Origin of the sequence: Paenibacillus sp. YN15, from assembly GCF_003285005.1 — a bacterium.
Taxonomy (GTDB): domain Bacteria; phylum Bacillota; class Bacilli; order Paenibacillales; family NBRC-103111; genus Paenibacillus_AR.
The window spans coordinates 14917-27283 of record NZ_QMFA01000031.1 but is presented as its reverse complement, the minus strand read 5'-3'; the positions used below and the strand labels follow the sequence as shown (position 1 = coordinate 27283).

Below are 12367 nucleotides of genomic sequence, written 5' to 3'. Positions count from 1 at the left end.
AATTCCCCCAATCCGTTACCCCGTAAAGGATAGCGCTCTTTCGCGCGGGCTGTCGGAAACTTTTTCCGGTCTAGCAACCGAATCTGACAAACTTTCTGATAGATTCACTCTATAATAGGGTTCACTTAACGACTTTCCCGACCAGGGATTGTCTATGTTGCCCTTGTAGACGCTGTCAGCCGGCGGCCGCTTGCCAATGAAAACTGATTAAGGTGGTGCAATTGATCATTATGCAAAAGCCAAACAAGATGATTGGAATGGAACAAGTGATCCCCGCCCAGGCGCGCAAGATGACCCAGGGCTTGAAAACCCTCCTCCTGGAAAACCGTCTGACACAAGCCTGGGTCATCCGCAAGTGGGCCATATTGCTGGTAGCGGTTGCGTTTCTGCTGGGCCGCGCCACTATTTTGGACAGGCTGTCGCCCTTTGCCATTGCTTATTTTGCCGTCATTTTGTTTGTGCGCCGGGAGCTGGTGCCCTGGGTAGGTTTGGCTCTGGCAGCGGGAAGCATCTTTTCTCCCGCCGCCCATCCCGGCTACGTGATCACGGAGCTGTTGGTATTTGTCCTGATTCAGAAGGGTGTGGAAAAATTTGAACGTTCAGATATTTCCCTGCTTCCCCTGATGTCCTTTGCCTCGGTATTTGTGGTGCAGCTTCTGTCCTATGTGATGAATGCTGACCTTTCATGGTATAGCTTTATGTTAACCGGTGTGGAGGCGCTGCTGTCCCTGGTGCTGACGCTGATTTTTATCCAGGCGGTGCCGGTGCTGACCCAATCCCGCAAAAAGACCAATTTGAAGCACGAGGAAATCATCTGCCTGATCATTCTGCTGGCTTCAGTGATGACCGGCACGGTAGGGTGGCTGGTAGGCGGCGTCTCCGTGGAGCATGTGTTCTCCCGCTATCTGATTCTCCTCTTCGCGTTGGTGGGCGGCGCGCCGCTGGGCGCCTCCGTAGGCGTGATTACCGGATTGATCCTGAGCCTGGCGGATATGAACGCCATCTACCAAATGAGCCTGCTGGCGTTTGCCGGTTTGCTGGCGGGGCTGCTAAGGGAAGGCGGCAAGTGGGCGGCGGCTCTGGGGATGCTGCTGGGATGCTCCATTCTCACGGTCTATGTGGGAGATCAATCCGTTATCCTGGCATCCACTTGGGAAACGCTGGTGGCCTTGGGACTGTTCCTGCTGACGCCCAAGGAGGCGGTGAAGGTGCTGGCCAAATACGTGCCCGGCACCCAGGAGAACATCAAAAGCCATTACGAATACGCCAAGCGGGTGCGGGACATTACCGCCGGGCGGGTGGAGCAGTTTTCCCAGGTGTTCCAGCAGCTGTCCAAAAGCTTCCGCCAGCTGACGGAGGAAGGCACAGAGCGGAAAAAGGAGGAAGAGGTCAGCCATTTCATGAACGCGGTGGCCAACAAAAGCTGCATGTTCTGCTGGAAGAAGCAGCAATGCTGGGACCGGCAGTTCTACGACACCTACAAGTTCATGACGGAAATGATGACGGCCGTGGAGCAGAACGAGCATTTCTCCCGCAAGGATATTCAGCAGGAATGGCGCAAGGCCTGCCAGCGGCCGGACCAGGTGCTGGAGGTAATGAAGCAGCAATATACCCTGTACCGTCATGATCTGCGGTGGAAAAAGCAGATTCTCGAGAGCCGCCAATTGGTTTCGGAGCAGCTGGTGGGCGTATCCCAGGTGATGGAGGACCTGGCCCGGGAGATTAAGCGGGAAGGGCAGGAGCTGTACCTTCAGGAGGAGCAAATCCGCAATGCCCTGGAGGGGCTGGGGCTGTCCATTCTGACCATCGATGTGATCAATCTGGAAGAGGGCAATGTGGAAATCGAGATTGTCCACCAGTATACCAAGGGCTTCGATGAGTGCCGCAAAATTATTGCTCCGCTATTATCTGACATATTGGGTGAGAATATCGCCGTTAAAAAGGAGGTTTCCTCGGAAAAGGGAGACGGCTCCTGCACCGTTACCTTCGGCTCGGCCAAGGAGTACGAGGTGGAGACAGGCATTGCCGGGGCAGCCAAGGGCGGCGACCTGCTCTCCGGCGACAGCTTCAGCACGGCGGAGCTGGGCAACGGCAAATTTGTGGTGGCGCTGTCCGACGGCATGGGCAACGGCGAGCGGGCCCGGGCGGAAAGCAGCACCGCACTGACTATTCTGCAGCAGCTGCTTCAATCCGGCATGGATGAGAAGCTGGCGATTAAATCCGTCAACTCGGTGCTTTTGCTTCGGTCACCCGATGAAATGTACGCCACGGTGGATATGGCTCTGATCGACCTGTACAGCGCCGACACCACTTTTATGAAAATCGGCTCCACCCCCAGCTTTATCAAACGCGGCAATGAGGTGATCCAGATTACCGGGAACAACCTGCCCGTAGGGATATTGCAGGAAATCGACGTGGATCTGATCAGCACCCAGTTGAAGCCCGGCGATGTGCTGATTATGATGACCGACGGCATCTATGATGCGCCGGGTTATGCGGTGAACAAGGAGCTGTGGATGAAGCGGATCATTGGGGAAATCGCCGCCGAAAGCCCCCAGGATATTGCCGATTGCCTGCTGGAGCGGATTGTCAGACAGCAGCAGGGAGAAATTTCCGACGATATGACGGTGATTGTGGCCCGGATCGAACGCTACCGCCCGGAGTGGTCTACCTTCCGCTGGCCCGGCATCAACCGGATTGAACGGCCCAAAACAGTAAGCTGACATTCTTGCCATTGCCGGTCTATTGTGTCCGTATACCGCAACAGGGCCCGGTCCGGGTCCTGTTTTTTTGCGGCGCAGCGCAGTTGGCAAGAATTTTTTGGAACAACCCGCTTCTTTCCGTCTAAACACTCTATTAATCGGACATACTAGAGACAGTAGAGTTAAAGCGACCGAGGAAACGGGGGATTGGGACATGAAGCAGATTATCCTGATTACAGACGGGTGCTCCAATGTGGGGGTAGATCCGGTGATTGCCGCCGCCCAGGCCAGGCAGGAGGGCATTGTGGTCCATGTGGTGGGGGTTATCGACCAAGGGGAAATCGGCGAATTGGGAGCGACTGAAATTGCCGAGATTGCTCGGGCGAGCGGCGGCATGAGCCGGATCGTTCCGTCTGCGCAGCTGTCCGGGACCGTGCAGATGATGACCCGCAAGACGGTAACAGGCACTATTCAGCAGGTAGTGGAGCAGGAGCTCCGCCAAATCCTGGGGGGCAGCGGACGGCTGACGGAGCTGGAGCCGGAGAAGCGCGGCTTGGTGGTGCAGGCGGTGGAGGATATGTCCGACCAGATGGAGCTGGAGGTGGCGCTTTTGGTGGATGCCAGCGCCAGCATGAAGCCGAAGCTTCTGGCGGTTCAGGAGACGGCGCATGACCTGATGGCCAGCCTCAAGGCCCGCGGCGGGCAAAGCCGGCTGGCTGTGTTCCGCTTCCCCGGCCTGCAGGGGCAGGAATGCCAGATGGAGCTGGGCTTCACTTCCGATCTTGCAAAAGCGCGGAACTTGTTCTATAAAATAAACATGAGAGGTACTACCCCAACCGGACCGGCGCTTCTGGAAACCATCCGCTATATGGCGGGCAAACCGGCAGTGCCGCCGATGGAGGACAAGGACGGATGTTTAAGTGAGTATGTCGTCTAACCCTGTTTTCCCCGTGGGGAAGCGGATTGCCGGCAGGTGGAACAAAACCGAATATGCGGTGGAACGGGTGTTGGGCGAGGGCGCCAACGGCAAAGTATATTTGGTCAGAAGAGGCCAGGAAAGATTGGCCATGAAGGTAGGCTCCGATACCCTGGACCTGCAATCGGAAGTCAATACTCTGAAAATTCTCTCCGGCGTGGAGGGCTCTTTCCGCAGCTTCCTTGTGGATGTGGATGATTGGGAGGAGCAGGGCAGAACGGTTCCCTTCTATGTGATGCGGTTCGTGGAGGGACAGCAGCTGCAGAAGTACCTGTCCCTCAAAGGAGGGGACTGGTTTCCCCTGATTGGCTTGCGGCTCTTGGAAAAGCTGGCGGAGCTGCACCGTACGGGCTATTTATTCGGAGACTTGAAGAAGGAAAATGTGCTGGTGTCCGGATATGGCATGGTGGAGCTGGTGGACTTCGGGGGAGTCACTCCCCTGGGCAAGGCGGTCAAGCAGTTTACGGAAATTTATGACCGCTGCTATTGGAATGCGGGGGACAGGACGGGGGATGCGGCTTATGATCTGTTTTCCTTTGCCGTCCTTTGCATCCATGTTTGCGGAGGCCCCAAAGCGGCGTTTTCCCGGGAAATATTGCCGCAGAACCGCAGCGTCGAGGAGCTTTTGGAGCAAGCCGCCGCAGATCCGGGATGTGCGGAATATCTTCCTTTTCTGAAAAAAGCTCTGCGGGGCGGATACGCCGGCTCCGGCGAGGCGGTAGCGGATTGGCGCAGGCTGGTTCTCCGCCGCAGAGGCGCAAAGCCCGTCAGCAAACCGGCCAAGGACACGTGGATCAAGGTGGGTTTTGCCGCGTCCTTGTTGCTTTTTGCGGCAACGGTCTGGTATTATTGGTAAGCACCGCCGGATATGGCGGAGGCAAGGCGAACTTCTTTCTGCAGAGCGAAAGGATCATTCTCCATGGATGTAACAGGCGAGTTACGGCAGACCATTGTGAAATATAAGCTCTTCGAGCCGGGAGACCGGATCGTGGTGGCGGCTTCGGGCGGACCCGACTCCACTGCGCTTCTGCATCTCCTTTTTTTGCTTTCCGGCGAAGCCGGGTGGCGGCTTGCGGTGGCCCATGCCAACCACGGCTTCCGTCCTGACGAATCCGCCCGGGAAGCGGAGTTTGTCCGGCGGCAGGCGGAGCGGCTGGAACTTCCTTTTTATTACCGGGAGCTGGATGTCCCCGGATATCTGAAGCAGCACGGTGGCAATTCCCAGGATGCGGCGCGCCGGCTGCGCTATGACTTTCTTGCCGACACGGCCAGAGTCTGGCAAGCGGAAAAGATCGCCCTGGCCCATCACGCCGATGATCAGGCGGAGACGGTTCTGATGCGCATCCTGCGGGGAACGGGAGTCTCCGGCTTGGGGGGCATGTCTTTTGTGCAGGAGCGGGATGGATTGAAGCTGGTGCGGCCTTTGCTGCGTATGGACAAGAACCGGCTCCTCCGGGAGCTGGAGCGGCTGCAGGAAGACTATGTGACGGATTCCAGCAACGCTTGCGCCAAGTATACCCGCAACCGCATCCGGTTGGAAACGCTGCCGTTTCTGTCGAAGCATAATCCCTCGGTGGTGCAGGCCTTGAACAGACTGGCGGAGACAGCCGCCGCAGACGATGACTTTTTGGAGGGGGAAGCGGTTCGGGCGGTTGCGCAGCTGGCTCGTCAAGGACCGGAAGAGGTTCGATTTTCCAGACCGGACTTCGCCTGTCTCCATGTTGCTTTACAAAGGCGTTTCATTAAACTAATATTAAATTATCTCTTTGGAACCACGGAAAATCTTGATTTTGCGGCGGTGGAGCAGATCCGCCTGGCGCTTCTGGAGGAAGGGGCTCCCAACCGGCGCATGACGGTCTCCGGCAAGATCTGTCTGGACCGGGAATACGATGCTGTCCGGCTGGGAAGGTCGCCGGGTTCCGCTGCCCCGCGGGACTATGTTTATCCGCTCCCGGCGGCGTCGGGACAGTTTGCTCTGGCGGAAACGGGAGGGCGGCTGGAGATTGCCCTGGCGCCGGCAGCGGACATGGCGTCGGAGACCGCCTGTTCCCATGAAGCCCGGTTTGATGCGGAGGAACTGCTTTTTCCCCTGCAGCTCCGCAACCGCAGGCCGGGGGACCGAATGCAAGTCGATGGTTTAAACGGCTCCAAAAAAGTAAAAGATATCTTCATTGATGACAAGGTGCCCCGTTTCCGCCGCGAACACACGCCGGTGGTAACGGATGCCGGCGGCGTTATTCTTTGGATACCGGGAATCCGCCGCGCCGGGGCTGCCAAGGTGACGGAGAACACCAAACAAATCCTCCGCCTCCGCTACAGCCCGCCCCCGGATGGGTAAAAGCATTCCAATGCATGATTTGCAGCTTTCTAGCTGTTGCTCCTTCTCATAAGGAGTGTGGATTGAAACATAGTATGTAACGTAGGAGGGCCAACTTTGCGTAACGACATTGAAGAAGTATTGTACACCGAGGAAGAGATTCAGGCGAAGGTAAAGGAACTGGGGGAAATTATCAGCAAGGAATATGAGGGACGGAATCCGCTTTTGGTCTGTGTGCTGAAAGGCGCCTTTATTTTTATGGCCGATCTGTTCAAGAACATTACTGTCCATTGCGAAGTGGATTTTATGGCCGTTTCCAGCTATGGAGCGTCCACCAAGTCCTCCGGCGTGGTTAAGATTATCAAGGATCTGGATGTGCCGGTAGAAGGCCGGAATGTGGTCATCGTCGAGGACATTATCGACAGCGGCCTGACCTTGTCCTACCTGATTGATGTGCTGGAGCGCCGCAATGCCAATTCCATCTCCGTGGTGGCTCTGTTTGACAAGCCGGGACGCCGTACGGTGGACCTGGAGCCGGACTGGAAGGGCTTCACCATCCCCGACGCCTTTGTGGTGGGCTACGGGCTGGATTATGCCGAAAAATACCGCAATCTCCCCTTTGTCGGCATCCTCAAACCGGAGATTTACACCACCTGATTGCATCCTCCCGGGTCTCCTTGGGTTCGGTTGTGATAGAAAGTCTTGCTGTGGTAAAATAAAACAAGTGTGCCGCATGAGAGGAGGTAGGGGATGAATCGGATCCTCCGCAATACAGGATTTTATTTACTAATCTTTTTGGTTGTGATCGGGATCGTCCGCTTTATCAGCTCGCAGAATGAACTGGAGCAGACCATTCACTACAGTCAATTCCGCCAGCAGCTGGAAGAAACGGCGAAGCCCAATGCAACAGGCAATAAAATCAAGTCGATTACGATGAAGCCGGATGGCATCACGTATTTGATCAGGGGTCAGTATGAAGACGGCAGGCAGTTCAAGACCCGCGCTCCCTTAAGCGACCGCGTAATCGAGCTGGTGGAGCAAAGCGGCATTGACGAAGAGCATCTGAAGATGGAAGGCGACAGCATCTGGATTTCCTTTCTGACCTCCATCATTCCGTTCGTCATCATCTTCATTCTTTTCTTCTTCCTGATGAATCAAGCCCAGGGCGGCGGCGGCAAGGTCATGAATTTCGGCAAAAGCCGGGCGCGCCTATATAATGAAGAGAAGAAGAAGGTCACATTCGAGGATGTGGCCGGAGCGGATGAAGAAAAGCAGGAGCTTGTTGAGGTTGTCGAGTTCCTGAAGGACCCCCGCAAGTTCGCCGCCGTAGGCGCCCGGATTCCCAAGGGTGTGCTTCTGGTGGGCCCTCCGGGTACAGGTAAAACTCTGCTTGCCAGAGCGGTAGCCGGTGAGGCGGGAGTGCCCTTCTTCAGCATCAGCGGTTCGGACTTCGTGGAAATGTTCGTCGGTGTCGGCGCATCCCGTGTCCGCGATCTGTTCGAGAATGCCAAGAAGAACGCTCCTTGTATTATCTTTATCGACGAAATTGACGCTGTCGGACGCCAGCGGGGCGCAGGCCTGGGCGGCGGACACGACGAGCGCGAGCAAACCCTGAACCAGCTGCTGGTCGAGATGGACGGCTTCGGCGCCAATGAAGGCATTATTATCGTAGCCGCCACCAACCGTCCGGATATTCTGGACCCGGCGCTCTTGCGTCCCGGACGTTTTGACCGCCAGATCACAGTGGACCGTCCCGATGTGAAGGGCCGTGAAGCGGTGCTGAAGGTGCATGCCCGCAACAAGCCGCTGAACAAGGACGTGAAGCTGGACTCCCTGGCCCGTTACACCACCGGCTTTACCGGCGCGGATCTGGAGAACCTGCTTAACGAAGCCGCCTTGATCGCGGCAAGACGCAACCGCAAGGACATCTCCATGTCCGAGGTGGAGGAGGCCTTCGACCGGGTGATTGTCGGTACCCAGAAGAAGAGCAGGGTGATCAGCGAGCGGGACAAAAAAACCGTTGCCTATCACGAATCCGGCCACGCCATTATCGGGTATTTTGAACGCAATGCCCAAATGATCCACAAGGTGACCATCGTTCCCCGCGGACGCGCCGGCGGCTATGTCATGATGCTGCCCAAGGATGCGGAAGACCCGCTGGTGGTAACCAAAGCGGAGCTGCTTGACCAAATTACCGGCCTGCTTGGCGGGCGGGTGTCCGAGGAGCTGTTTATCGGCGAAATCGGCACCGGCGCTTATGACGACTTCCGCAAATCTACGGAAATCGCCCGCAGGATGATTGTGGATTACGGCATGAGCGATAAGCTTGGGCCGATGCAGTTCGGCCATAGCCAAGGCGGCCAGGTTTTCCTGGGCCGGGATTTCGGCCATGAGCAGAACTACAGCGACGCCATTGCCTATGAGATTGACCTGGAAATCCGCAGCATCGTCATGCGGTGCTACGCCCGGGCCAAGGAAATTCTGAACGAGCATGCGGAGAAGGTGCATCTGATTGCCCAAACCCTGCTGAACAAGGAGACCCTGGACAAGGATGAGATTATCCAGCTGATCGAAAACGGCCATCTGGATGCCGCTCCGGACAGCGGCAGCTCAGCACCTGCTGCAGAGAATGCCGATCTGAAGATCAACATCCAGAAGCAGCCGGAAGAGAGTGCTCCTGCCATCAAGCCGGTGCTGGATGACCGGGAACCGCCTAAGGAATAACGAGTCTGACCGGCAGCCTCCACAGGCTGCCGGTTTTTATTTTTTTGCCTCCGAATAAGTCCAGTTTCACATTGACACGCGGAATCCGGTTGTGTACAGTAGGTGTAAACTATTCTTAGGCGAATGCGCAAAGCGGTTTTTTTCGCCTCTTAATCTCCGTCACCAGTGCAGGCAACATGCGAAGGAGGTCTTTCAATACGATGGAAGCTCAGGCCCGTGCACACAAAGCTGAGCAGGACCGGCTCTTGAAGGAGCGCATTCTTCAATTGAAGAAGGAGCGCAACGCGATAATCCTTGCCCATTATTACCAACGGGATGAGATACAAGAAATTGCCGATTTCCGGGGCGATTCCTTCCTGCTGGCGCAGAAGGCCGCCTCCACCGATGCGGATGTCATCGTATTTTGCGGCGTCCATTTTATGGGTGAATCCGCCAAGATTCTGGCCCCCAATAAGACGGTGGTGATCCCTGACGAACGGGCCGGCTGTCCCATGGCCGATATGGTGAATGTGGACGGCTTGAAGAAGCTCAAGGCCCAGCATCCTAACGCCAAGGTGGTGGCGTATATCAACACCTCCGCCGAGGTGAAGGCGGAAACGGATATCTGCTGCACCTCCGCCAATGCCATCAAGGTGATTGAGTCCGTGGACGCCGAGGAAGTGATCTGGGTGCCGGACAAGAATCTCGGCGACTATGTGCAGAAGCATACCGACAAGAAGCTGATTATCTGGGAAGGCTATTGCAACACCCATGACATGCTCACCGTCCGGGATGTAGAGGAGATGAAGGCCCAATACCCTCACGCCCAGTTCGTCGTGCACCCCGAGTGCCGGCCGGAGGTGGTGAAGCTGGGGGATTTTGTCGGCAGCACTACCGCCATTATCAAATATTGCAAGGAGTCCGATTGCCAGGAGTTTATTGTAGGCACCGAGGATGGGACAGGCTATCAGCTGCGCCTGGACAGCCCCCACAAAACCTTTCACTTCGCAACCAAATATCTGGTATGCCCCAACATGAAGGTGAACAATCTGAAGAAGGTCGCCAAATGTCTGGAGACGCTGTCGCCTCAGATTTATGTTCCGCCTCATATTGCTGATCAAGCACGATTGTCATTAGAGCGCATGCTACTGGTTAAGTAGCATGCGCTACTTCCTTGTTAGAGACAGGTGAATAAGATGATCCCCCGTTATTTGATGGATGTGGATGTCAACCAGTTGCCCCGTGTGGAGGCGGATGTGATTATCATCGGAGCCGGTATTGCCGGCTTGTTCGCCGCCATTAAGGCGGCAAAAGAGCGCAAGGTGCTGATGATCACCAAGAAGGCGCTCACTGAGAGCAATACCCGCTATGCCCAGGGCGGCATTGCGGCCGTTATTTCCGATGAGGATTCCTTTGCGTATCACCGCCAGGACACGCTGATTGCCGGAGCCGGCCTGTGCGACCATGCCGCAGTGGATGTGCTGGTTCAGGAGGGCCCCCATGGCGTCCGTGATCTGATCAGGCTGGGCACCCAGTTTGACCTGGAGAACGGGGAGCTGGCCCTGACCCAGGAAGGGGCCCACAGCATGCGGCGCATTCTCCATGCCCACGGCGACGCTACCGGCGCGGAGATTGTCAGAGCGTTGTCGGAGAAGGCCTTGAGGCATCCGAATATCGAAATATGGCATGATCATTTTGTCGTCGACCTGATCACTAACCACGGTGAATGCTGCGGCGCCCTGGTCATCAAACCCACCGGGGAGAAAGTCATCGTTCACGGCTCCGCTACCGTATTGTGCTCCGGCGGAGCAGGCCAGCTCTACCGCTACACCACCAACCCGGAGGTGGCCACCAGCGACGGCATGGCCATTGCGTACCGCGCGGGCGCTTCCGTGCGGGATGTGGAATTCATCCAGTTCCACCCTACCTCTCTTTGTTATCCCGGGGCTCCCCGGTTCCTCATTTCAGAGGCGGTCCGCGGTGAAGGGGCCGTGCTCCGGAATATCCGCGGCGAACGCTTTATGGAGAAATACCATCCCCAGCTGGAGCTGGCGCCGCGGGACATCGTGGCCCGGGCCATCGTCAGCGAAATGGAACTCACCAAATCCACCTTTGTATATCTGGACATTACCCATGAATCGGCAGAAATGGTCAAAAACCGCTTCCCCACCATTTATGAAACCTGCATGCAATTCGGCCTTGATCTGGCTACGGACTGGATTCCCGTGGCGCCTGCGGCCCACTATATGATGGGCGGGGTGGAAACGGATCTCTTTGGGGAAACTACCCTTAAGCGGTTGTTTGCCTGTGGGGAGGTTTCCTCCACCGGTGTGCATGGGGCTAACCGTCTGGCCAGCAACAGCCTGTCCGAAGCCATCGTCTTTGGACGGCGGATTGTAAACAAAGTGCTGCAGCTCACGGATAAGGTTCCGCTTCCCGACGAGCTGGAGAACCTCCAGCGCAAGGAGCCTGTCCACCAGGCGATTGTGGAGAAGCGCCTGAAGCTGCAGAAAATCCTGGTCCGTTATGCCGGCCTGAAGCGCAATGCCAAAGGCTTGCAAAAGGGCTACGAAGAGCTGAAGCGGCAGATGCCCATCTTCGAGTCCGCCCTGACCAAGCGGGAGGAGCTGGAGTTCGCCAACATGCTCACCTGCGCTCTTCTCATCACCCGTGCGGCAGAGATCCGCGAGGAGAGCAGAGGCGGCCACTACCGGGATGATTTCCCGGAACGGGATGATCTGGTGTGGCGCAAGCATGTGGTTTTCAACCGTGAAAAAGGTGTAATAGAGGAGCGAATTTCCGATGTCTAACCCATTCTTGAACATGCGGGCCCTGGAAGGCCAGATTCGTCTATGGCTGGAGGAGGATATCGGCTCCGGAGATATTACCACATTGACGACCATACCGGAGGACCGGGAGGGCAAGGGCATCATCCATGTGAAGGAGGACGGCGTTCTGGCGGGTATTCCCGTAGCCGAAGCCGTGTTCCGTGTAGTGGACCCCTCCCTGACGTTCCGCCCCGTCCGGCAAGACGGGGAACGAATCGCCAAGGGCGACGTTCTGGCGGAGGTTTACGGCAGCATCCGCAGCATTCTCTTGGGCGAGCGCCTTGCCTTGAATCTGATGCAGCGTTTGTCCGGCATTGCCACCCGCACCCGGGAATACGTGGATGCATTGGAGGGGCTGCCGACGCGGCTTGTGGATACCCGCAAAACCACACCCGGGCACCGGATGCTGGAGAAATACGCTGTCCGTGTGGGCGGCGGGCATAATCACCGCTTCGGCCTGTATGACGCGGTGATGATCAAGGACAACCACATCAAAGGCGCCGGAGGCATCGCTCAAGCGGTTGCCGCCGCCAGAAGCCAAATTCCCCACACCATGAAAATCGAGGTGGAGGTGGAGGGTTTCGCCCAACTGGAGGAAGCCATGGCGGCAGGTCCGGACATCATTATGCTGGATAATATGAAACCGGCGGATATGAGCCAGGCTGTGGGCATTCTGAAAGCAAAAATGCCGCATATTCTGGTAGAGGCCTCCGGGAATGTGAATCTGTCCACCATCCGCGGCATTGCCGAGACGGGTGTGGATGTGATTTCCGTGGGCCGGCTGACCTATTCGGTGCAAGCGCTGGATATCAGCCTGGATTTGAATGAAAGGAAGGCCTGA

At 56.7% G+C, this 12367-nt stretch carries 9 protein-coding genes; all 9 read left to right on the top strand.

Going from position 1 to position 12367, the window contains the following annotated elements; genetic code table 11:
* The first annotated feature begins 230 nt into the window (after window positions 1–230).
* The 9 genes from spoIIE to nadC all read left to right on the top strand — a co-directional run bounded on the left by spoIIE (window position 231) and on the right by nadC (window position 12367).
* Window positions 231–2723 carry a stage II sporulation protein E gene (spoIIE, locus tag DQG13_RS21290; protein WP_113022034.1) on the top strand — a complete coding sequence of 831 codons (2493 nt, stop codon included), beginning with the start codon at window positions 231–233 and terminating at the stop codon, window positions 2721–2723.
* A 193-nt stretch (window positions 2724–2916) separates the two neighbouring features.
* Window positions 2917–3639 carry a vWA domain-containing protein gene (locus tag DQG13_RS21285; RefSeq protein ID WP_113021950.1) on the top strand — a complete coding sequence of 241 codons (723 nt, stop codon included), beginning with the start codon at window positions 2917–2919 and terminating at the stop codon, window positions 3637–3639.
* Entirely contained in the window at window positions 3629–4534 is a 906-nt protein-coding gene (locus DQG13_RS21280) for a protein kinase domain-containing protein (RefSeq protein ID WP_258525801.1), read from the top strand. The genes DQG13_RS21285 and DQG13_RS21280 overlap by 11 nt, the downstream gene beginning before the upstream one ends.
* A 63-nt stretch (window positions 4535–4597) precedes the next feature.
* A complete protein-coding gene (tilS, locus tag DQG13_RS21275; RefSeq protein ID WP_181592901.1) occupies window positions 4598–6016 on the top strand; it encodes a tRNA lysidine(34) synthetase TilS in 1419 nt (472 codons plus the stop codon).
* 96 nt (window positions 6017–6112) lie between these two features.
* A complete protein-coding gene (gene hpt / locus DQG13_RS21270; RefSeq protein WP_113021944.1) occupies window positions 6113–6652 on the top strand; it encodes a hypoxanthine phosphoribosyltransferase in 540 nt (179 codons plus the stop codon).
* Between the two features lie 93 nt (window positions 6653–6745).
* Window positions 6746–8719, top strand: a complete 1974-nt coding sequence (gene ftsH, locus DQG13_RS21265; protein ID WP_113021942.1) for an ATP-dependent zinc metalloprotease FtsH — start codon at window positions 6746–6748, stop codon at window positions 8717–8719.
* A 200-nt stretch (window positions 8720–8919) separates the two neighbouring features.
* The gene (gene nadA / locus DQG13_RS21260; protein ID WP_113021941.1) at window positions 8920–9858 is read left to right on the top strand and encodes a quinolinate synthase NadA; all 939 of its coding nucleotides are present in this window, start codon (window positions 8920–8922) and stop codon (window positions 9856–9858) included.
* Window positions 9859–9894: 36 nt separating this feature from the next.
* On the top strand, window positions 9895–11508 hold the full coding sequence (gene nadB, locus DQG13_RS21255) for an L-aspartate oxidase (RefSeq protein WP_113021939.1): 1614 nt from the start codon (window positions 9895–9897) through the stop codon (window positions 11506–11508).
* On the top strand, window positions 11501–12367 hold the full coding sequence (gene nadC / locus DQG13_RS21250) for a carboxylating nicotinate-nucleotide diphosphorylase (protein WP_113021937.1): 867 nt from the start codon (window positions 11501–11503) through the stop codon (window positions 12365–12367). The genes nadB and nadC overlap by 8 nt, the downstream gene beginning before the upstream one ends.